The sequence below is a fragment of the Microbacterium sp. Root61 genome (assembly GCF_001427525.1).
GTDB lineage: Bacteria > Actinomycetota > Actinomycetes > Actinomycetales > Microbacteriaceae > Microbacterium.
Genome location: NZ_LMGU01000001.1, coordinates 229,739 through 250,918 on the forward strand (window position 1 = coordinate 229,739; position 21,180 = coordinate 250,918).

Consider the following 21,180-nt stretch of genomic DNA (forward strand, 5'->3'; position numbering starts at 1 on the left):
CCGGGGACTAGCGTGAAGACATGCGCGTCGACATCGTCACCAAGGAGTACCCGCCGGAGATCTACGGCGGGGCCGGGGTGCACGTCACGGAGCTCGTCTCCGCACTGCGCGAGACCCTCGATGTGCGAGTGCGGGCCTTCGGGGTCGAGCGCGACGAAGAGGGCACCACGTCGTACGGCGTGCCGGCCGAACTGGCCTCCGCGAACGGCGCGATCCAGACGCTGGGCACGGATCTGGAGATCGTGACGGATGTCGCCGGCGCCGACGTCGTGCACTCGCACACCTGGTACGCGAACTTCGCCGGACACCTCGCGTCCCTGCTGCACGGCATTCCGCACATCGTGACGGCGCACAGTCTCGAACCCCTCCGACCGTGGAAGGCCGAGCAGCTCGGCGGTGGCTACGCGGTTTCCAGCTTCATCGAGAAGACCGCGTACGAGGGCGCGACCGCGGTCGTCGCCGTCAGCGAGGGGATGCGCGCCGACATCCTGCGCAGCTACCCGGCGCTGGACCCGGCCAAGGTGCGGGTGATCTACAACGGCATCGACGTCGAGGCGTGGCATCCCGTCGAGGATCCCGACCTGCTGGCCTCGCTCGGTGTGGACGCCTCGCGCCCTTCGGTCGTGTTCGTGGGACGCATCACCCGTCAGAAGGGGCTGCCGTACCTCCTGCGCGCGGCCGAGCAGCTGCCGCCGGACGTGCAGCTCGTGCTGTGCGCCGGCGCGCCGGACACCCCGCAGATCATGGCCGAGGTCGAGGCGCTGGTGCGCGGCCTGCAGCAGACCCGGCAGGGCGTCGTGTGGATCGACAGGCTGCTGTCCCGGCACGAGCTGTGCACCGTCCTGTCGGCCGCGACGACCTTCGTGTGCCCGTCGGTGTACGAGCCGCTCGGCATCGTCAACCTCGAGGCCATGGCGTGCGGCGCGGCCGTCGTCGGCACCGCGACCGGCGGCATCCCCGAGGTCGTCGCCGACGGCGTGACCGGACGTCTCGTGCCGATCGAGCAGATGCAGGACGGCACCGGGACCCCGATCGATCCCGAACGGTTCGTCGACGATCTCGCCCGCGTACTGACCGAGGTGGTCTCGGACCCGGAGCGGGCACGCGCCTACGGCGCAGCCGGGCGCGAGCGGGCGGCGACCGAGTTCAGCTGGGCGAAGATCGCGGCGACCACGGCGGCGCTGTACGCGGAGGTCACCGGCGACGGCCGATAGGCTAGCTGTATGCCGCAGGTGCTCGAGTTCTCCGATGTCGTCGTCCGCCGAAATGCCAGAAACATCGTCGATTCCATCGACTGGACGGTCAATGACGACGAGCGGTGGGTGATCCTCGGCCCCAACGGCGCGGGCAAGACCACAGTGCTCCAGCTCGCCGACACGCTTCTGCACCCCACCTCGGGCGCGGTGACGATCCTGGGGGAGCGGATGGGGCGCACCGACGTCTTCGAGCTGCGTCCCCGCATCGGGTTCGCGTCCTCGGCGATGGCCAAGCGGGTGCCGCCCGAGGAGCACGTCATCAACGTCGTGCTGACCGCCGCCTACTCCGTGCTCGGTCGCTGGAACGAGAGCTACGAAGACATCGACGAGCGACGTGCGCTGCGCGTGCTCGCTGAGTGGCGCCTCGACCACCTCGCCGACCGCACCTTCGGGACGCTGTCCGACGGTGAGCAGAAGCGCGTGCAGATCGCGCGGGCGGTCATGACCGACCCCGAGCTGCTGCTCCTGGACGAGCCGACCGCGAGCCTCGACCTGGGTGCGCGCGAAGAGCTGCTGACGCTGCTGAGCGGGTACGCGCAGGCCCCGACTACCCCGGCAATGGTGATGGTCACGCACCACGTCGAGGAGATTCCGGTCGGTTTCACCCACGTCATGCTGATGCGCGACGGCGCGATCGTGGCGGCCGGCCCGATCGAGGAGACGCTCACCGCCGAGAACCTCACGGACACGTTCGGCATGCCGATCACGCTCTCGTCCGAGGACGGCCGACACGCCGCGCGCGCGGCCCACTGAACCCGATTCTGCGACTGGTCGTTCGGCTGATAGAATCGATCCTTGGTGCACTCGCACCGCAGACTTTGTCCGCCCTGGCAAAATCCAGGGCACGCTTACTAAGGACTTCCTATGAAGACTGACATTCACCCCACCTACAGCGCCGTCGTCTTCCGTGACCTCGGCTCGGGCGAGACCTTCCTCACCCGCTCGACGGTGTCCAGCGACAAGACGATCGAGCTCGACGGTGTCGAGTACCCCGTCATCGACGTCGAGATCTCGTCGGCATCGCACCCGTTCTACACGGGCAAGCAGCGCATCATGGACTCGGCCGGTCGCGTCGAGAAGTTCAACCAGCGCTTCAAGAACTTCGGCGGCTCCAACAGCTGAGCACGCCTTTCGAAAGCCCCCGGTTCGCCGGGGGCTTTTCGTTTGCCCGGGCGGTCCCCGTCTCAGTGCCCGAGCGAGGCGAGGTGCTCGCGGAGGGTGGGGCCGGCGCGGAACTCGCGCATGAGGTGCTGCACGACCTCGCGGAGATCGCCGTCGGCGGCGTCGGCGACCATCAGCTGCCGGGTGGAGCTCGAGCCCTGCGTGAGGATCGACTCCAGGCCGGCGAACTCGCGCGCGCAGTGCATGTCGACCGCGATGTCGGACAGCCGCTCCATCGTCGCGCGCAGGTGCCGCGCGACCTCGACCTGGGTGCCGTCGTGGTCCACGATCACGCGGGCGTCCAGGCCGTACCGCGCCGCGCGCCACTTGTTCTCCCGCAGGAACCAGGGCTGGATAGTGGGCAGGGCGTTTCCTGCGTCCAGCTCGCGGGAGAAGTGCTCCACGAGCACCTGCACGAGGGCGGCCACGGCGGCGAGCTCCGGCAGTGTGGACATCCCGTCGCAGGCCCGGACCTCGATGGTGCCCCAGCGCGGCGCCGGGCGGATGTCCCACCGCACCTCCGAGGCATCCTTCATCACTCCGGTGGAGGTCATGTCGTCGAGGTAGTCCTCGAACTCGGACCACGACTGCAGCGGCCAGGGGAGCCCCGCCGTGGGCAACTGTTGGAACACCAGCGCGCGGTTCGAGCAATAGCCGGTGCGTTCGCCCGCCCAGAACGGGCTGGAGGCGGACAGCGCCTGCAGGTGGGGGAGGTAGACCGCGAGGGCATTGATGATCGGGAACACCTTGTTCACGTCATCCACTCCGATATGGATGTGGATGCCCCAGATCATCATGTTTCGTCCCCACCACTGGGTGCGCTCGATGAGCGTGTGATAGCGGGTCTTGTCGGTGACCGCCTGGTCGTACCACTGTGCGAACGGATGACTGCCCGCGCACAGCAGCTCGACCCCCATCGGATTCGTGACGCTCCGTACGGCGGCGATCGCGTCGGCGATGTCGTCGACTGCAGCAGCCACGGTGTCACCGATACCGCTGGTCACCTCTACGGTGTTCGTCAGCAGCTCGCCGGTGACCGTGAAGCGCTCGAGCGCCGTGTCGGCTTCGAGGGCGTCGATCACTTCGGGGGCGCGGGGGACGAGGTCACCGCTGGTGCCGTCGGCCAGCATGAGTTCCCACTCCAATCCCACGGAGGAGCGGTCGGACGTGGCGAAGGGCACCGTCATCGGGCAAGTGTCGCACGAGAGCGTCCGAAACCGACTGGTTCGCGGCATCCCTCGTCATCTGGCAGAATAGAGGGTCGGACGTGGTGCTCGACCCTCTATCCAGCATCGTCGTCCTCCCTTTGAGCTTCCGCCGGGTGTGCACCCCACTCTCCAGGCGATCGGTTCGTCTCACTTCACACAATTCAGGAGAATCGTGGCTGTCAAGATTCGTCTCAAGCGCCTCGGCAAGATCCGTGCGCCCTACTACCGCATCGTCGTGGCCGACTCGCGCACCAAGCGCGATGGTCGTGTCATCGAGGAGATCGGCAAGTACCACCCGACCGAGGAGCCCTCGTTCATCGAGGTTGACTCCGAGCGTGCCCAGTACTGGCTGTCCGTCGGCGCCCAGCCGACCGAGCAGGTCACCGCACTGCTGAAGCTCACCGGTGACTGGGGCAAGTTCAAGGGCGACAAGGATGCGGTCTCGACCGTGCGCGTCGCCGCCCCGAAGGTCCCCTTCGAGATCGACTCCGCCAAGAAGTCGGTCCTTCAGCCCAAGGCTGAGAAGAAGGCCGCCAAGGTCGACGAGCCCGAGGCCGAGGCTCCCGCCGCCGACGCGACCGACGCAGAGTAGTAGACCGTTGCTGTCCGCCGCGCTCGAGCACATCGTCAAGGGGATCGTCGATCACCCGGACGATGTGTCCATTCATTCCAGCTCGTCCCCTCGTGGCGACGTCCTGGAGGTCCGCGTGCACCCCGATGACCGGGGTCGCGTGATCGGGCGCGGTGGGCGCACGGCAAAGGCACTGCGCACTCTCATCACCGCCCTCGCCGATGGTCGACGCGTCCGCGTCGATGTCGCTGACGACTGACGTGGTGACTGTGGAAGACTCGGGCGCCTCGGAGGCGGACACCGAGCAGTCGGATGCGCAAGCCGACGGCACCAAGACCGCGCGCAATCAGCTGCGCGTCGGGCGCCTCGTCAAGGCCCACGGCCTCAAGGGCGCGATCAAGATCGAGCTGTACACCGACGATCCCGATGGGCGTTTCGCGCCGGGGTCGACCTTCACTCTGCAGGTGCCGGAGGCTTCGCCCTGGCACGGCAAGCAGCTGACGGTCCGCGAATTCCGCTGGATGAACAGCCACCCGGTGGCCTTCTTCGACGGCATCGATGACCGTTCCACCGCCGAAGAGCTCATCAAGGCGATCCTCTGGATCGACGAGGACGAGAACGAAGCCACCCCCGAGGACGACGCCTGGTACGACCACCAGCTCGTCGGACTCGATGTCGTGCGCGATGACGTCGTCGTCGGTCGCATCCTCCGCATCGATCACTTCCCGGCTCAGGATCTGCTCACCGTCAAGGTCGGCGACCGCGAGGTACTGGTTCCGTTCGTCAAGGCGATCGTGCCCGAGGTGGATGTCGCTACCGGCCGTGTCGTCGTGACGCCGCCGCCCGGGCTGTTCGAAGAGCTCCCCGGCGGGGATGACGCTCCCGAAGGCGACGCTGACGAAACCGACAGCGACGAGTCCGATCAGGACACCGCTGAGGCGTGAGCAGATGCTGACCGCGTCACGTACACGGTCGCACGCTTGAACTCGGGCATCGCTGAGATCGGATCGGTCTCGTCGCTCGTGAGCAGGTTCGCGCTCGCGTCGCCGGGGTAGTGGAACGGCAGGAAGACGGTATCCGGACGGATGTCACCGCTCAGGCCGGCGATCGCCCGCACGACTCCGCGATGGTTGCGCACCGCGACCGGATCTCCGTCGGAGATCCCGCGCGCCCGCGCCGAGTCCGGATGCAGCTGTACCACGAGTGCGGGGCGCGCATCCTGAAGCTCCGGGACGCGGCGGGTCTGCGTGCCGGACTGGTAGTGCTCCAGCAGCCGTCCCGTGACCAGCAGGAGCGTGTCGCCGTGCGCGACGTCTGTTGACGCCCGCGCGCGGACGGCGATCAGCCGTGCCCGCCCGTCGTCGTGCGCGAAGCTCTCCAGGAACAGGTGCGGCGTCCCCGAGCTCTGCGGGGGATAGGGCCAGTGGGCCTCGATGCCGGTGTCCAGGAGTGCGTGGCTAAGACCCGAATAGTCGGCCGGGCCGCCTGCGGACGCGCGCGCGAGTTCGTCGAACACGTCGGCGGGCACCGTGTCCCAGATGCCGGGTGCATCGAGGCGCCTGGCGAGTTCTGCGAAGATCCAGAGTTCGCTGCGGGCTCCAGCCGGCGGCACCACGGCCGCACGACGGCGGATGACGCGACCCTCGAGGTTGGTCATCGTGCCCTCCTCCTCGGCCCATTGCAGCACCGGGAGAACGACGTCGGCGAGCTGCGCGGTCTCGGAGAGGAAGAAGTCGCTGACGACGAGCAGCTCGAGCTTCCCGAGCGCGGCACGCACCGACTGGACGTTCGGAGCGGACACCGCGACGTTCGAGCCGTGCACGAGGAGTGCGCGGATGCCGTCGGTTTCGCCTGCGGAGGCGAGCAGCTCGACGGCGGGTAGGCCCGGCCCCGGAATGGTCGTGGGGTCGATGCCCCAGACGCGCGCGACGTGCTCTCGGGCGGCGGCATCCGTGATCTTGCGGTATCCGGGCAGTTGGTCGCACTTCTGTCCGTGCTCGCGCCCGCCTTGCCCGTTGCCCTGCCCTGTCAGTGTGCCGTACCCGTTGCCCGGTGTTCCCGGCAGACCGAGCAGCAGCGCGAGATTGATCGCGGCGGTCGCGGTGTCGGTGCCGTCGATGTGCTGCTCGACGCCGCGACCGGTGAGGATGTACACCGATCGACCGGCGGCGAGCCGGCGTGCGAGCGCCCGCAGGCTGTCGGCGGGCACACCGGTGACCGAGGCCGTGCGGGCGGGCCACCAGCCGCTCACCGACCGTCGCATTGCATCGAACCCGGTGGCGCGCGCGGCCAGGTACGCAGTGTCGTGCAGGCCTTCGGTCAGCACGATGTGGGCGAGACCGAGTAGAAGGGCGAGGTCGGTGCCGGGGACGGGCTGGATGTGCATTCCAGCGCCGTCCGCGGTGAGACGCGCGGTGCTGCTGCGCCGCGGATCCACGACGATCAGCCCGCCGGCGGCCCGTGCGCTCTGCAGGTGCGACAGGAACGGCGGCATCGTGTCGCCGACGTTCGAGCCGAGCATCAGCACCGTGTCGGCGATGTCGAGGTCGGTCAGCGGAAAGGGGAGCCCGCGATCGATTCCGAACGCACGATTGGCGGCGGCGGCCGCGGATGACATGCAGAACCGGCCGTTGTAGTCGATGCGCGATGTGCCCAGCGCGACGCGAGCGAACTTTCCGAGTGCGTACGCCTTCTCGTTGGTGAGTCCGCCGCCACCGAACACGCCGATCGCATCGGGGCCGGATTCCGAGCGGATGCCGTGCAGCCGGGTCGCGATGAGGTCCAGTGCGTCGGGCCACGACGTCGGCACCAGAACTCCGGCATCGTCGCGTACCAGCGGGGCGGTGAGACGCCCCGGCGCGGTGAGCAGGTCGGCGGAGGTCCAGCCCTTCTTGCACAGCCCGCCACGGTTGGTGGGGAAGTCGCGCCCGTCGACCGCGACCGACGCGTCGGTGCGGAGGGTGAGCGACATGGCGCACTGCAACGCGCAGTACGGGCAGTGGGTCGCCGTGGGTGTCGACGGGATCATGCCGCGGCTCCCTCGAGTGCGCCGAAGTCCCCGATCATTTCCGCGATGCGCGCACGACAGCCACCGCAGCCGGTACCGGCTCGCGTGGCGCGGCCGACCTCGGCAACGGTGCTGCAGCCGTGCGCCACGGCATCCTCGATCGCTCCGGCGGTGACAGCGTTGCAGAGGCACACCGGTGCGTCCCGGCCCGTTGCGCGTGGCGCCCCGTCGTCTGCCGCATCCAGACGCAGCAGCAGCGAGCGATCAGCCGGAAGCTCGCCGCGGCGGCTGTACAGCACGCTCAGCTCGGCGGCGGCGCGCGGCATCCCGATGCTGACGAAACCGGTCAGCACGCCCTCCCGGGTCACCATCTTCGTGTAGGTGCCGTGCTCGAGGTCGGCCCACAGCGCGACCCTGGCCGGGATTTCGCCGCGCACGACGGGTGCGAACGGCTCCGGAGAGACGTCGCCCGCCGCGACGAGACCGATGCGGTCGTCCTTCAGCATCACGACACCGGGCACATCTTCCTCGAAGACCGGATGCCCGAGCCCTGCCAGTCCGGCGAGCAGATCCTTCGCCAGCCACTCCGCCTGGCGCCAGCCGGGTCCCACGAGCCCGCTCGGCCCGCCGGGCACGTCGCGATCGTGCGCGTGGAGCTCCGCAACGGCGACGTGCGCGCAATCGCCGATCGCGCTGATCGACGGGTCCGTCCACGAACGCAGCCGGTGATCCACCAGCACACCGCCGCCGACGCGCAGGCCCGCGCCCTGGGCGAGCTCCGTACGCGCCGTGACGCCGCAGGAGAGCACCAGCAGATCTCCCTCCAATGATCGGCCGTCCGAGGCCACCAGCGCGCGGAAGCGACGCACACCGTCGGCATCCGTCCGCGCGATGATCGCCTCGGCGCGCATGTGCGGGACGACATGGACCCCGGCTTGTTCGAGGGCGGCGCAGAGCACCGTGGCCGCTCCTCGATCGAGCTGACGCGGCATCGGGGTGGGGCCGAAGTGCGCGATCGTCGGCTCCACCCCGGCGGCGGCCAGCAGCAGCGCGAGCTCGATGCCCAGGACTCCGGCACCCAGGATGACGACGCGTCCACCGGCCGCGACGACGTCGCGCACCTGCTCGGCATCCGCCGCGGTCCGCAGCACACAGACCCCGGCGGTGGTGCCGTCGTCGAGACCCTCGGCGCCGACGGTTTCGCCGGTGCTCCAGCGCTCGAGTCCGTCGAGGACGGGGACGTTCGCCCGTGCTCCGGTGGCCAGCACCGCGCGGTCGTAGGGCAGCGACGAGTCGTCGGACAGCAGGACGCGGCGGTTGTCGCGGTCGATGTGTCGGGCCCGCAGTCCGCGGAGCACCCGCACACCGGCGTCCGTGAGCGAGTCCGTGTCCGCGATGGCAAGGTCCTCGCGCGCCACCGCTCCGACCGCGTACTCCGCGACCAGCACGCGGTTGTAAGGGTCGGCGTCCTCGGCGGCGACGATGGTGAGCGCGACGGAGCCGGCCGCGACGGCGGGGAGGAGCTCCTCCGCGAAGCGCACGCCGACCGGCCCGAGCCCGATGAGCACTACCTTCAGCGGTGCCGACGCGATCATGGCGCTCAGATCCGCTGTCCGGCGAGCGAGCGGCGGGGGATCAGGTACACCGTGGCCGTGAGGATGAGCAGCGCGAGATAGGCGCCGACGAACCCGTAGAACGCCGGGACGTAGCTGCCGGATGCGGTCTGCGACAGGTTGAGCACCTGGGGCACGAGGAAGCCGCCGTAAGCGCCGATCGCGGAGATGAGTCCGAGGGCCGCCGCGGCCTTGCGCCGGAGCGCGATCCCGGCGGCGTCGTCGGCATCGATGCCCAGGGCGAGCCCGCGGGCGGCGAAGACGCTCGGGATCATCCGGTACGTCGAGCCGTTGCCGACCCCGGTCGCGGCGAACAGCACGAGGAAGCACAGGAGGAACGCCCAGAAGTTCTGCAGCGGGAGGATCCAGACCAACGCCAGGGCGCCGAGCGCCATGGTGGCGAACGCCGCGACGGTCACCCGCGCGCCGCCGAGACGATCGGCGAGTCTGCCGCCGTACGGTCGGGCGAGCGATCCGATGAGCGCCCCGAGGAAGGCGAGGGAGACGGATGCCGAGCCGACCTGGATGGTCGAGAACGCGGGGAACTGATCGGCGATGAGCTTGGGGAAGACGCTCGCGAAGCCGATGAACGAGCCGAACGTGCCGATGTAGAGGAGAGCGAGCAGCCACAGGTGCGGCTCGCGCAGCGCCGCTGCCGACCCCGCGACATCCGCCTTCGCCGAGGAGAGATTGTCCATGTAGCGCCAGGCGCCCCACATCGCGACGAGGATCAGCGGGATCCACATCCAGCCGGCGAGCGAGATGTTCAGCGTCGCGCCGGCGCCGAGGGTCACGACGATGGGGACCGCGAACTGCGCGACGGAGGTGCCGAGATTTCCTCCGGCCGCGTTCAGGCCCAGCGCCCAGCCCTTCTCGCGGTGCGGGAAGAAGTAGGTGATGTTCGCCATCGAGCTGGCGAAGTTGCCCCCGCCTACGCCGGCGAGCGCGGCGACGGCGAGCATGACGCCGAACGGCGTCTCGGGGCTGCCGACGACGATGCCCAGGAGCACCGACGGGATGAGGAGGAGGCCGGCCGAGATGATCGTCCAGTTGCGGCCGCCGAACTTGGCGACCATGAACGTGTACGGGAAGCGCAGCGTCGCGCCCACCAGGCTCGGGAGCGAGATCAGCCAGAACGCCTCGGAGCTGGTGAAGGCGAAGCCCGCCTCCGGAAGCATCACGACCACGATGCTCCACAACTGCCAGACGATGAACCCGAGGAACTCGGCGAAGATCGACCAGCCGAGGTTGCGGCGTGCGATGACGCGTCCGCTCGCCTCCCAGAAGGCGGTGTTCTCGGGATTCCATCCGTCGACCCACCGTCCGGATCGATGACTCAGCACCACCGTGTCTGCGCTGGGCGCCGAGGTCTCCTCGGCGGGCGGGGCGGTGCGGGGGGATGTCTCTGAGATGGTCATGCCGACTCCTCGAAGGCCGTCCGGATGGTGTGCTTCGACGCTACGGATCCCGTGTTTCGGGTCGAGCCTCTGGAGGGTTACCTCTTGATCACCACCGCGTCACCGCGGCCGACCGAGGTCGGTGAGGCCGCCGTCACACGGTCGAAACATCGCAGCCTCTCTAGACTTGAGAGCATGCGCATCGACATCGTCACGATCTTCCCGGCGTTCTTCGATGTGCTGGATGTCTCGCTCATCGGCAAGGCCCGTGGCCGCGGCATCCTGGATCTCCGCGTGCACGACTTGCGCGACTGGACCCGCGACCGTCATCGCACCGTGGATGACACGCCCTACGGCGGTGGGGCCGGCATGGTCATGAAGCCGGAGCCCTGGGGCGAGGCCCTGGACGAGGTGCTCGGCGAGAACGCCGTCCTCATCGTGCCATCGCCGGCCGGCGAGCTGTTCACCCAGAGTCTCGCGCGCGAGCTCGCCGAGAGCGAGCAGATCGTCTTCGCCTGCGGACGCTACGAGGGCATCGATCAGCGCGTCGTCGACCACTTCACCGAGCGTGCGAACGTGCGACTGGTCAGCCTCGGCGACTACGTCCTGAACGGCGGCGAGGTCGCCGCGATGGCGATGATCGAGGCTGTGACGCGGCTCGTGCCGGGAGTCGTGGGCAACCCGGAGAGCCTGGTCGAGGAATCGCACGAGGACGGGCTGCTGGAGTATCCGATCTACACGAAGCCGCCGGTGTGGCGGGACCTCGAGGTCCCGGCCGTGCTGCTGAGCGGCAATCACGGAGCGATCGAGGCCTGGCGCAAGCAGGAGAGCATCGCGCGGACGCGCGAGCGCCGTCCCGACCTGCTCGAGTAGCGCGTCAGGGTCGGCCGGCAGCGGTCGGCGATCGAGGTCATGAGATGGTCTCGATCGGGTCGAGCACGTCGAGGCGATAGCCGCGCTTGACGACGGTCTTGATGAGGTCGGGCATGCCCAGCGCCTCACGGACACGTGCGACGGCCATTTCGACGGCATGCGTGTTCTCGCCGGACCGGGGGAGCGCGCTCTGCAGCTGCGCGCGAGGCACGACGCCCCCGGCCGCGGCGAAGAGCAGGGCGACCAGGTCGGTGCCGGAGCGGGACAGCGGGATGAGGGAGCCGTCCAGCACGATGCCGCCGCTGCGCAGCTCGAGTCTGCCACCGGAGGTGGGGAGGGCGACGGCGCGGCCGCCCCCGAAATGGGTGACCACGGCGCGCACCAGCGAGCCCAGGCGGCCACGCTCGGCGATGAGCGGGGTGATCCCGGCGTCCTGGATCGGTCCGGCCGTGATCGGCCCCACAGCGGCGATCAGCAGGCGACCGGAGCGGCTCAGGTCGACGATGCCCTCCAGCATCCCCTCGCGGGAGGCGGCGGCGAGCCATTCGTGTGCGCCGGGCGCGGACGTGAACAGCACCGCGTCGATCTCGCCCCCGGCCGCGCTGATGACCGAGCGGCTGACGGCCGCGGCATCCGGCGGCGGACCCCACCGGTACACCGTGAGGCTCACGACGTCGGCACCGTGCGAAGCGAACAGCTCATCGAGTCCATCGGCTCCGGATCCGTGGTGCTGCACGGCGACCCGGCGCCCGGAGATCCCCTCAGCCACGAGGAACTCGCCGAGCTCGACCGAGGTCTCCGATTCGGCCACCCAGTCGGCGACGAGCCCGGCCTGCTGGATCGCGCCCCGCGCCTTCGGGCCGCGCGCGACGAGGCGCGCCCCGACCAGCGCCGCGTGCAGCTCGTCGGCGAGACCTTCTTCGTCGGCCGCCTCCATCCAGCCGCGGAAGCCGACTCCTGTCGTCACGACGACGATCTCCGGCGGATGGGCGATGAGCTCGTGCGTGCGCGCGATGAGGGACTCGTCGTCGATGTGGGGGACGATCGTCAGGGCCGGCGCGTGTCGGACGACGGCGCCGTGGCGCTCCAGCGCGGCGGCGAGCTCGCCCGATCTCCGGTCGACGGCGATGACGACGGTGCAGCCGTCCATCGCGGCGGAGAGATTCGGGCGATCGGCCATCAGAGCGCCCCCGCTCCGACGATGTCGTGCACGGAGTCGGGCAGCAGCAGGCCTTCGCGCGCCACCTCGCCGATCAGGATCACGGCGGGGTTGCGCACTCCTGCGGCTACGGCATCCGCCACGGCATGCTGAAGTGTCGTGCGCGTGGTGCGCTGCTGGGGAGTGTGCCCGCTCTCGATGATCGCGACGGGGCGATCGGCGGGGGCCCCTGCGGCGAGCGCGGCGGCGGTCAGACGGGCGATGCTCGCCACACCCATCAGCACGACCGTGGTCACGGTGTCGTCCGCGAGCGCGGCCAGCGCACTCGCACCGAGCTCTCCCTGCCCGTTCAGGACGTGCAGCGCGCTCGCTGTGCCCCGATGGGTGACCGGGATGCCGGCGGCCTCCGGGACCGAGACGATGCTGCTGAGGCCAGGCACCACATCGACGGGGATGCCGGCGGCATGGCACGCCGCGACCTCCTCGCCGCCGCGTCCGAACACGAACGGATCCCCGCCCTTGAGACGGACGACGCGGCGTCCGGCGCGCGCGTGCGCGACGAGGAGGGCGTTGATCTCGTGCTGCGGCACGGGGTGATGGTCGGGGCGCTTCCCGACATCGATGACCTCGACGTCGGGGTCGAGCTCGGCGATGACCCCGACGGGGGCCAAGCGGTCGACGACGATGACGTCGGCCTCGGCGATCAGACGCCGCCCGCGCACCGTGAGGAGGTCGACGGGTCCGGGGCCGCCGCCGACCAGATCCACGCGGCCACGCGCAGACCGACGGCGGCGCCGCAGGGGGAGCCGGCCGGCCGCCATCAGGTCAGCGATCGCGTCCCGCACGCCGCCGGCCCGACGCGGGTCGACCCCCGCGTCGGAGACGACCCCGACCACGACATCACCGGAGCGGGTCTCCGCGGCCAGCCGCGCGGTGCCATGGGCGCCGTGGGACGCGCTCACGCACAGGATGCGGTGGCGCTCGGACGCGGCGGCGATGGCGGCATCGGCGTGCGGGTCGCCCGTGGCGGTGTGCACCAGCCATGCGCCCGCGACATCGTCGACGTCGGCGCGGCGACGGACCCAGTCGAGATCGTGGGCGTCGATCATCTCCCGGACGGCGTCGCACACGTCCGGCGCGACCACACGCACGGCCGCGCCGTCCTCCAGCAGGCGTTCCATGCGGCGCGCCGTGACGGTGCCGCCGCCGACCATCAGGACATCGCGCCCCGCCAGACTGACTCCGAGCAGCGTCGTCATGTGCTTTCCTCCCACCGTACGAACACGTCGCCGTCGCGCACCGCGATCGGCCACGAGCGCAGCGGTCTGGCGTCCTTGCCCTGCGTGTCGAGGCACTCTCCGGTGCGCAGGTCGAAGACCTGCTTGAACATCGGCGACGCCACGGTCGGGGCATCCTGACGCGTCCCGACGATGCCGCGCGCCATCACGTGCGCGCCGCTGTACGGGTCGAGGTTCGACACCGCGTAGACGCGCCCCTCGTGTGTGAGGAACAGCGCGAGCTGCGTCGAGCCCAGCAGGGCCGCGCGTCCGCGCTCGACCTCGAGGTCCGCGGCGGCGCAGAGCCGTACCCACGGCGAGGGCGCGTGCTCGACCGTCGCGGTCGGTGAGAGCAGGACATCGGTCATCGGCGCACCTCCAGGATCGATCCGGCGATGAGGACGCGCGAGTCTTCACGCTCCTGGGCGGTGGCGGGTCGGGCCTGACCGCGCTCGGCGGTGTACGCCAGCGACGGGTCGGGGGTCGTCGGCGCGTTGACGAACGAGGCGAAACGGCGCAGCTTCTCCGGGTCCTGCAGCGTCGCCTTCCACTCGTCCTCGTAGGTCTCGACGTGTGCGGCCATGTCGGCGTCCAGATCGACGCAGATGCCGAGGGAGTCCTCGAGGATGACGGAGCGGAGGGCGTCGATGCCGCCGTCCATGTCCTGGAACCAGGGCGCCGTGCGCTGCAGCCGGTCGGCCGTGCGGATGTAGTACATCAGGAACCGGTCGATGGCCTGGAGCAGGGCGGCATCATCCAGCCCTTCGGCGAAGAGGACGGCGTGTCGGGGAGTGAAGCCGCCGTTGCCGCCCACATACATGTTCCACCCCGCCTCCGTCGCGATGACTCCGACGTCCTTGCCGCGGGCTTCAGCGCACTCGCGCGCGCAGCCGGAGACACCGAGCTTGATCTTGTGCGGGGAGCGCAGCCCGCGGTAGCGCAACTCGAGCTGCACCGCCATGCCGACCGAATCCTGCACGCCGTAGCGGCACCACGTGGATCCGACGCAGGACTTCACCGTGCGCAGCGACTTTCCGTACGCGTGGCCGGATTCGAAGCCGGCCTCGACCAGGCGCTGCCAGATGTCGGGGAGCTGCTCGAGGCGTGCGCCGAACATGTCGATGCGCTGGCCGCCGGTGATCTTCGTGTACAGCCCGAAGTCCTGCGCGACCTGCCCGATGACCAGCAACCCGGCGGGTGTGATCTCGCCACCGGGGATGCGGGGGACGACCGAGTAGCTGCCGTCCTTCTGCAGGTTCGCCATGACGTGGTCGTTGGTGTCCTGCAGAGCCGCGTTCTCGCCGTCGAGCACGTGCTTGCCGACGAGGGTCGAGAGGATGCTGGCGAGTGCCGGCTTGCAGATGTCGCAGCCGCGCCCCCGTCCGAACCGTTCGATCACGGCGCTGAAGGTGGTCAGGCCGGCGACGCGGACCGCGTCGAAGAGCTGGCGTCGGGACAGGTCGAAGTGCTCGCACAGCGCGGTACTCAGCGTCGCGCCCGACTTCGCCAGCTCGCCGCCGACGATCTTCTTGACCATCATCACGCACGAGCCGCAGGCCGCTCCCGCCTTGGTGCACGCCTTCACCGCAGCCACGTCATGGCAGCCGTCGTCGGTCACCGCGTGGCGGATGGCGCCGGCAGTGACGCTGTTGCAGGAGCACACCAGCGCGTCGTCGGGGAGGTCGCCGGTCGGTGGGGCGACTCCGTCGGCGGGCATCAGGTAGGCGGCGGGATCGGCGCCGAGCGCGCTGCCGACCAACGGCCGCAGCGAACCGTAGGCCGAGGCATCCCCGACGAGGATCCCGCCCAGGAGCGTGCGCGCATCGTCCGACAGGACGAGCTTCTTGTAGACGCCGGCGACGGGGTCGGAGTACACGACGTCCAGCGCGCCCGGGGTCGTCGCGAACGCGTCGCCGAAGCTCGCCACGTCGACGCCGGACAACTTCAGCTTGGCGGACAGGTCGTAGCCCGGGAAGGACGCGGCGCCGCCGAGCAGACGGGTGGCGGCGACCTCCGCCATGGCGTAACCGGGGGCGACCAGGCCCACGCACTGTCCTTCGAAGTTCGCGACTTCGCCGATCGCGAGGATGTGCGGATCGGAGGACCGGCATCCGTCGTCGATGACGATACCTCCGCGCGGGTGCACGGTCATCCCGGCATCACGGGCGAGTTCATCGCGGGGCCGCACGCCGACGGTGAACACGACGACGTCGACTGCGACGTAGCTCGAGTCCCGGAACTCGAGCCCGGCCACCTGGCCGCTGCGGTCGGCATCCAGGCGGGTTGTGACGCTGTCCGTCCGCACGCCGATGCCGCGCGACTCGATGAGTCGGCGGAGGGCCGCGCCCGCGGGCTGATCGAGCTGGGCGCTCATCAGACGGTCCGAGGACTGCACGACGGTGCTGTCCACACCGAGGCCCTGCAGGGCGCCGGCCGCCTCCAGACCCAGGAGGCCTCCACCGATCACCATGCCGTTGAGGGGACGACCGAGCTCGGCCGACCGCCGGACCACGAAGGCGCGCAGGCGCTCGAGGTCCTCGAGGGTGCGGTAGACGAAGCATCCCTCCAACCCGAACCCCTCCACGGCAAGCCGCGCGGCATACGACCCGGTGGCCAGCACGAGTCGGTCGTAGCCCAGCGCGGCGCCATCCGCCGTGATGACCCGCCGCCCCGCACGGTCGACGCGCGTGACCGTCGCGTCGGGGAGGAATCGCACGCGCGGGTCGTCATCGATCACGCTCCGATCGAGGGCGAGTCCTTCCGGGGTGGCGTCGCCGAACACGGAGGTCAAGGCGACGCGGTCGTAGGGATGGCGTCCCTCTTCGCCGATGAGCGTCACACGCCAGTCTTCGCCGGCGCGGCTCAGCAGGCTTTCGATGAACCGATGCGCCACCATCCCGGCGCCCACCACGACCACATCGTGGGAGACGGAGCGGGGGTGGAGCATGTCGTCACCGTAATCGGCGGATGTTGCGGGGCTGTCAGCATCGTGTTTCGACTGTTCGACAGTCGGTGCGGAGCGGGGGGCAGCTGCGGAGGACATGGCATCTCCTGCCGATCGAGCGGGTGGTCCGGTGCTCTCCGACGGTAGGTCCGCGGTGTTTCGGCTCGAGGGTGCGAAGGATTACCCCGAACGAACGTTTCTCTCACATCACGGATGCCGCGGATGTGAGATCGCGGCGGGCACGGCCGAGGCCGCGCCCGCTAGGTTGGCGGAATGCCCTTCGCTCTTGCGCTGACCGTCATCCTCGGCCTGCTCGCGATCTTCCAGCTCGCCCTGGCACTCGGTGCGCCGTGGGGGCGCTTCGCCTGGGGAGGTCAGCACCGCGTGCTGCCGACCCGGCTGCGGATCGGCAGCCTCGTCGCGATCGTGATCTACGCGGCCGTCGTGGTCATCGCGTACGACCGGCTCGGGGCGATCGACGTGTTCCCCGAGGGTTTCTCGATCGTTGCGATGTGGGTGGTCGTCGCGTACTTCGCGCTGGGCATCGTCATGAACGCGCTCTCGCGCAGCAAGCCCGAGCGGTACGCCATGGTGCCGATCTCGATCGTGCTCGCGATCCTCAGCTTCTTGATCGCGCTCGGCTACGGCAGCCTCGCGATGGCGGCGTGACCCGCGAGGTCAGCGGACCCCGAGGAACGATCGATCGGTGAGGATGATCGGGCCCTCGGCGGTGACGGCGACCGTGTGCTCGGCGTGTGCGCCGCGTGAGCCGTCGGCGCTGCGGAGGGTCCAGCCGTCCGGGTCGGTGATGAGCTCGTCCGTCGTCGCCAGGAACCACGGCTCCAAGGCGAAGACCAGACCGGGGCGCAGCGGGTACCCACGGCCGGCGCGGCCGTCGTTGGGCACGTGCGGGTCGCCGTGCATGATGCGCCCGACGCCGTGGCCGCCGAAGTCGGTGTTGATCGAGTAGCCGTCGCCGTGTGCGACCTCGGCGATGGCGGCCGAGATGTCGCCGATCCGGTGGCCTACCGTCGCCGCCGCGATCGCAGCATCCAGCGCCCGCTCGGTGGTGTCGATCAGCGCGAGGTCCTCGTCGCGCGGGGTGCCGACCACGAACGAGACGGCGGAGTCGGCGACCCAGCCGTCGACGGACACCGCGAAGTCGAGCGAGACGAGGTCGCCGTCGCGCAGGACGTAATCGTGGGGGAGTCCGTGCAGCACCGCGTCGTTGACCGAGGTGCAGATGACCTTGCCGAACGGGCTCGCGCCGAAGGACGGGTGGTAGTCGATGTAGCAGGACTCCGCGCCGGCGCGACGGATCAGGTCGTGGGCGCGGCGATCGATCGCCAACAGGTTGGTGCCGACCTTGGTCTCGTCGCGAAGTGTCGCCAGCGTCTCGGCGACGAAGCGACCGGCCGGGCGCATCGCCTCGATCTCGGCGGGGGTGCGCAGCTCGATCATCGGAATCCTCTCGTCGAGTCCATTCTGACGGATGCGGCCCGTGAAGCGCCCGTGCGGTGCCCGGGCAGCGCCGTGGCGGCTGTGAAGATGCCTCGCGTGGACCTCCGATACCGACCGGTCCGGCCGCCATCGGCGTACGATCGGGAGCATGTGGTTGCGGCGTGCTTTCTTCGGTTGGCTCTTTCCTGCCGCCTTCCTGTTGCCGCTGTGGCTGCTGGTCGGCTGGGGCGTCTTCAACGCGGGCGGCTGGGCGTTCCTCTGGGTTCTCTTCCTGGCCATCCCGTCGGTCTTCCTGGGGCAACTGGCGCTGACTCTGCTGGTGCGCGCACGGGGCACGGTTCGCGTCGAACGGGCGGTCTCCTGGTGGGATGTGCTCGGCTTCACCGTGTGGCACGGGCTGACGATCTCGCTCGGCTTCTTCAACCAGGCCTGGTGGGCCCCCGTGATGGTGCTGACGATCTTCGTCGCGGTCGCACTGTTCTGGCTCGAGCTGTGGCAGCTGTGGCGTGAGGCCAAGCCCTCCGCGATGGTGCTGCACACCGCCGCGGGCGTCGGGTACATCCCGCCGCCGGCCGCGGAGAGACCGCGTTCGTCGTCCGCGGAGCAGGACTTCTTCGTGATCAGCGAGAAGCAGAGCCCGCCCACTCCCTGACCGTTTTGGCCGGTTGCGGCATTCATGGCAGAATGGTTGTTTGTGCCCTGACCCGGCTCTGCCTCAGGGGAGTTCCGCTGATCGGATTCGATCGGCATCGGGCACGCTCCATCCTTTTCCCTCTCTCTCGCGGTCGACCTGTGGCGGCTGCAGGAAGTGACGATCATGCAGATCCTCGACTCCGTCGATGCGGCTTCGCTCCGCACCGACATCCCCAACTTCGCCCCCGGCGACAACGTGAAGGTTCACGTCAACATCACGGAGGGCACCCGCTCCCGTGTCCAGGTCTTCCAGGGTGTCGTCATCGGCCGCCAGGGCGACGGCGTGCGCGAGACCTTCTGCGTTCGCAAGATCAGCTTCCAGGTGGGCGTCGAGCGCACCTTCCCGGTGCACAGCCCGGTGATCGAGCGCATCGAGGTCGTCACCCGCGGTGACGTGCGTCGCGCGAAGCTCTACTACCTCCGCGAGCTCCGCGGCAAGAAGGCCAAGATCAAGGAGAAGCGCGACCGCTAGTCGCTCGCTCCGAGAGAACCCCACGACAGCAGTCGTGGGGTTTTCTGCATCCCGGGCCGCGAAGTGCCTTGGAATCGCTCGCGCGCAGGCTTCCGCGGCGGGTGGAGTGTGCGACCCTTGACGGTGCGGCCCTCCGATTCGCGGCGTGCCCTGTGAAGGACCCAGATGACGACCGAGAAGACGGCCCCCGCCGAACCGAGCTCCGCACCGGTGGCGGCCGCCAAGGCACCACCCCGCAAGCGCGGCTGGCTGGTGTTCCTGCGGGATGTGCTCGTGATCATCCTGATCGCGGTGCTGGTGTCCTTCCTGGTCAAGACCTTCCTGGTGCGCTCGTTCTACATCCCGTCCGGATCGATGGAGGATACCCTCCTCATCAAGGACCGCATCCTCGTCGACGAGATCACCCCGCGGTTCGGCGACTACGAGCGTGGCGACATCGTCGTCTTCCGCGACCCGGGCGGATGGCTGCCGCCGTCGACGGCGCCAGCGCGTTCTCCGATCCTCGAGGCGGGCGACTGGCTCCTTTCCCTGGTGGGGCTCTCCGCACCGGACAGCGACGACCACCTCATCAAGCGCATCATCGGGCTGCCCGGTGACCACGTGGTCTGCTGCAACGGCATCGGCCAGCTCACCGTGAACGATGTGCCCGTCGATGAATCCGACTACCTCAAGCTCAGCCCAGGCGATCCCGCATCCGCCGTCGCCTTCGATGTCGTCGTCCCGCCGCACTCGCTCTGGGTCATGGGGGACAACCGCAACCAGTCGAAGGACTCGCGCTTCAACACGGATCAGCCCGGCAAGGGCTTCGTGCCGGTGGACAACCTCGTCGGCCGCGCGTTCCTGATCACGTGGCCGTTCAACCGCTTCGGCACGCTCGACTTCCACCACGAGGTGTTCGCGGGAGTGCCGGCACCGTCCGCGTCCGCAGTGCCGACCCCGGCCGCCACTGCGCCATGACCGTCGTCGAGCCGCGGCTGACTCTGGAGCGCCGGCTCCTGAAGGAGCACACGCTCGTCATCGCGTGCGATGAGGTCGGGCGTGGCGCTTTGGCCGGGCCGGTCGCAGTGGGAGCGGCGGTGATGGATGCCTCGGGGGCTCGGCGCCGGATCCCGCAGGGTCTGCGCGACTCGAAGCTGGTGCCCGAGCCGAAGCGTGCCGACGTCGCCGCGCGGGCCGCCTCCTGGGTGCAGGCCAGCGCGGTCGGCTGGTCGAGCTCCGCGGAGATCGACCAGGTCGGCATCATGCGCGCTCTCGGCAACGCCGCGATCCGGGCCATCGCCGACCTGCGCGGGCAGGGCGTCATCGTCGAGGACGCCATTGTCCTGCTCGACGGCAACTACGACTACATCTCGCCGGCCGGCGGCACCGGTCTGAACGTGCGCCCGGTGATCAAGGCCGACCGTGACTGCGCGAGTGCGGCCGCGGCATCCGTCATCGCCAAAGTGGCGCGCGACGATCTGATGGCCGACCTGCATCAAGAGCTGCCCGCCTACAACTGGGCGCGCAACAAGGGGTACGCCAGCCCCGACCATCGCGAGGCGATCCGGGCGTTCGGCATCAGCGTGCATCACCGCGCATCGTGGGCGATCGCCGACGCCCCGACCTTGTTCTGAGCCCGCACCCACCCGACTGAGGCACGACGTGCTCCCGCGCACCTAGGATGGAAGCACCATGGATGACGAAGTCTTCGAAGACTATGACCGCGAGCTTGAGCTCGCGCTCTACCGCGAGTACCGCGACGTCGTTTCGCAGTTCCAGTACGTGATCGAGACCGAGCGCCGGTTCTACCTGGCGAACGAGGTCAATGTCGTGCGTCGGGACACCGAGCACGACTTCTACTTCGAGATCTCGATGACCGACGTCTGGGTGTGGGACATCTACCGCGCCGACCGGTTCGTGAAGTCCGTGCGCGTGCTCACGTTCAAGGACGTCAACGTCGAAGAGCTGACGCGGCGCGACTTCCACCTGCCCGAGGAACTGTCCCTCGACAACTGAGTTCGGCTCCTCCCCAGGGCGCTGGCGGGACAGAGTGATCCCCGTCGGCTGACCCGGTCGGAATCGTGCTGTGCGCGGCCGCGACGATGTTGT

General features: G+C 69.5%; 22 protein-coding genes. 13 read left to right on the top strand and 9 right to left on the bottom strand.

Going from position 1 to position 21,180, the window contains the following annotated elements; translation table 11 throughout:
* The first annotated feature begins 20 nt into the window (after positions 1 to 20).
* From glgA to ASD65_RS01140, 3 genes are all read left to right on the top strand, one after another.
* Entirely contained in the window at positions 21 to 1,214 is a 1,194-nt protein-coding gene (glgA, locus tag ASD65_RS01130) for a glycogen synthase (RefSeq protein ID WP_056217287.1), read from the top strand.
* A gap of 9 nt (positions 1,215 to 1,223) precedes the next feature.
* Positions 1,224 to 2,009: an ABC transporter ATP-binding protein gene (locus tag ASD65_RS01135; protein ID WP_056217290.1), complete on the top strand. Its 786-nt coding sequence runs from the start codon at positions 1,224 to 1,226 to the stop codon at positions 2,007 to 2,009.
* Between the two features lie 111 nt (positions 2,010 to 2,120).
* Positions 2,121 to 2,378, top strand: a complete 258-nt coding sequence (locus ASD65_RS01140; protein WP_056217293.1) for a type B 50S ribosomal protein L31 — start codon at positions 2,121 to 2,123, stop codon at positions 2,376 to 2,378.
* Positions 2,379 to 2,440: 62 nt separating this feature from the next.
* On the opposite strand, the gene ASD65_RS01145 is transcribed toward ASD65_RS01140, so the two are convergent.
* Positions 2,441 to 3,604 (bottom strand): glutamate--cysteine ligase, encoded by a 1,164-nt coding sequence (locus tag ASD65_RS01145; RefSeq protein ID WP_056217296.1) that lies wholly within the window; start codon positions 3,602 to 3,604, stop codon positions 2,441 to 2,443.
* A gap of 193 nt (positions 3,605 to 3,797) precedes the next feature.
* Here ASD65_RS01145 and rpsP point away from each other — a divergent pair, with 193 nt between their 5' ends.
* From rpsP to rimM, 3 genes are all read left to right on the top strand, one after another.
* Positions 3,798 to 4,217 carry a 30S ribosomal protein S16 gene (gene rpsP, locus ASD65_RS01150; RefSeq protein ID WP_056217299.1) on the top strand — a complete coding sequence of 140 codons (420 nt, stop codon included), beginning with the start codon at positions 3,798 to 3,800 and terminating at the stop codon, positions 4,215 to 4,217.
* 7 nt (positions 4,218 to 4,224) lie between these two features.
* The gene (locus ASD65_RS01155; RefSeq protein ID WP_056217302.1) at positions 4,225 to 4,455 is read left to right on the top strand and encodes an RNA-binding protein; all 231 of its coding nucleotides are present in this window, start codon (positions 4,225 to 4,227) and stop codon (positions 4,453 to 4,455) included.
* A gap of 91 nt (positions 4,456 to 4,546) precedes the next feature.
* Positions 4,547 to 5,140 carry a ribosome maturation factor RimM gene (gene rimM / locus ASD65_RS01160; protein WP_056224343.1) on the top strand — a complete coding sequence of 198 codons (594 nt, stop codon included), beginning with the start codon at positions 4,547 to 4,549 and terminating at the stop codon, positions 5,138 to 5,140.
* On the opposite strand, the gene ASD65_RS01165 is transcribed toward rimM, so the two are convergent.
* From ASD65_RS01165 to ASD65_RS01175, 3 genes are read right to left on the bottom strand one after another with little or no spacing between them, the layout of a single operon-like run.
* Entirely contained in the window at positions 5,119 to 7,224 is a 2,106-nt protein-coding gene (locus ASD65_RS01165; RefSeq protein ID WP_056217305.1) for a molybdopterin oxidoreductase family protein, read from the bottom strand. The genes rimM and ASD65_RS01165 overlap by 22 nt on opposite strands.
* Positions 7,221 to 8,798 carry an FAD-dependent oxidoreductase gene (locus ASD65_RS01170; RefSeq protein ID WP_056217309.1) on the bottom strand — a complete coding sequence of 526 codons (1,578 nt, stop codon included), beginning with the start codon at positions 8,796 to 8,798 and terminating at the stop codon, positions 7,221 to 7,223. The genes ASD65_RS01165 and ASD65_RS01170 overlap by 4 nt, the downstream gene beginning before the upstream one ends.
* A 5-nt stretch (positions 8,799 to 8,803) precedes the next feature.
* A complete protein-coding gene (locus tag ASD65_RS01175; RefSeq protein ID WP_056217312.1) occupies positions 8,804 to 10,234 on the bottom strand; it encodes an MFS transporter in 1,431 nt (476 codons plus the stop codon).
* A 174-nt stretch (positions 10,235 to 10,408) separates the two neighbouring features.
* Between ASD65_RS01175 and trmD the strand changes: the two genes are divergently transcribed.
* Positions 10,409 to 11,086: a tRNA (guanosine(37)-N1)-methyltransferase TrmD gene (gene trmD / locus ASD65_RS01180; RefSeq protein ID WP_056217318.1), complete on the top strand. Its 678-nt coding sequence runs from the start codon at positions 10,409 to 10,411 to the stop codon at positions 11,084 to 11,086.
* A 37-nt stretch (positions 11,087 to 11,123) separates the two neighbouring features.
* On the opposite strand, the gene ASD65_RS01185 is transcribed toward trmD, so the two are convergent.
* The 4 genes from ASD65_RS01185 to nirB are packed head-to-tail and all read right to left on the bottom strand — an operon-like array spanning position 11,124 to position 16,469.
* Positions 11,124 to 12,266 carry a uroporphyrinogen-III synthase gene (locus ASD65_RS01185; RefSeq protein WP_056217321.1) on the bottom strand — a complete coding sequence of 381 codons (1,143 nt, stop codon included), beginning with the start codon at positions 12,264 to 12,266 and terminating at the stop codon, positions 11,124 to 11,126.
* A complete protein-coding gene (gene cobA / locus ASD65_RS01190) occupies positions 12,266 to 13,504 on the bottom strand; it encodes a uroporphyrinogen-III C-methyltransferase (protein ID WP_056217324.1) in 1,239 nt (412 codons plus the stop codon). The genes ASD65_RS01185 and cobA overlap by 1 nt, the downstream gene beginning before the upstream one ends.
* Positions 13,501 to 13,890, bottom strand: coding sequence for a nitrite reductase small subunit NirD (nirD, locus tag ASD65_RS01195; RefSeq protein ID WP_056217327.1), 390 nt, complete (start codon positions 13,888 to 13,890; stop codon positions 13,501 to 13,503). Before nirD ends, cobA begins: the two co-directional genes overlap by 4 nt.
* Positions 13,887 to 16,469, bottom strand: coding sequence for a nitrite reductase large subunit NirB (nirB, locus tag ASD65_RS01200; RefSeq protein ID WP_200948609.1), 2,583 nt, complete (start codon positions 16,467 to 16,469; stop codon positions 13,887 to 13,889). The genes nirD and nirB overlap by 4 nt, the downstream gene beginning before the upstream one ends.
* A 270-nt stretch (positions 16,470 to 16,739) precedes the next feature.
* Here nirB and ASD65_RS01205 point away from each other — a divergent pair, with 270 nt between their 5' ends.
* Positions 16,740 to 17,135 carry a hypothetical protein gene (locus ASD65_RS01205; RefSeq protein ID WP_056217330.1) on the top strand — a complete coding sequence of 132 codons (396 nt, stop codon included), beginning with the start codon at positions 16,740 to 16,742 and terminating at the stop codon, positions 17,133 to 17,135.
* Positions 17,136 to 17,144: 9 nt separating this feature from the next.
* Here ASD65_RS01205 and map read toward each other — a convergent pair whose 3' ends face one another.
* Positions 17,145 to 17,927: a type I methionyl aminopeptidase gene (map, locus tag ASD65_RS01210; protein ID WP_056217333.1), complete on the bottom strand. Its 783-nt coding sequence runs from the start codon at positions 17,925 to 17,927 to the stop codon at positions 17,145 to 17,147.
* A 148-nt stretch (positions 17,928 to 18,075) separates the two neighbouring features.
* Between map and ASD65_RS01215 the strand changes: the two genes are divergently transcribed.
* The 5 genes from ASD65_RS01215 to ASD65_RS01235 all read left to right on the top strand — a co-directional run bounded on the left by ASD65_RS01215 (position 18,076) and on the right by ASD65_RS01235 (position 21,087).
* The gene (locus ASD65_RS01215; RefSeq protein ID WP_056217335.1) at positions 18,076 to 18,579 is read left to right on the top strand and encodes a hypothetical protein; all 504 of its coding nucleotides are present in this window, start codon (positions 18,076 to 18,078) and stop codon (positions 18,577 to 18,579) included.
* Between the two features lie 165 nt (positions 18,580 to 18,744).
* Entirely contained in the window at positions 18,745 to 19,092 is a 348-nt protein-coding gene (rplS, locus tag ASD65_RS01220) for a 50S ribosomal protein L19 (protein ID WP_056224347.1), read from the top strand.
* 165 nt (positions 19,093 to 19,257) lie between these two features.
* A complete protein-coding gene (lepB, locus tag ASD65_RS01225) occupies positions 19,258 to 20,049 on the top strand; it encodes a signal peptidase I (protein ID WP_056217337.1) in 792 nt (263 codons plus the stop codon).
* A complete protein-coding gene (locus ASD65_RS01230; protein ID WP_056217339.1) occupies positions 20,046 to 20,705 on the top strand; it encodes a ribonuclease HII in 660 nt (219 codons plus the stop codon). Before lepB ends, ASD65_RS01230 begins: the two co-directional genes overlap by 4 nt.
* 58 nt (positions 20,706 to 20,763) lie before the next feature.
* A complete protein-coding gene (locus ASD65_RS01235; RefSeq protein WP_056217341.1) occupies positions 20,764 to 21,087 on the top strand; it encodes a DUF2469 family protein in 324 nt (107 codons plus the stop codon).
* Positions 21,088 to 21,180: the final 93 nt, after the last annotated feature.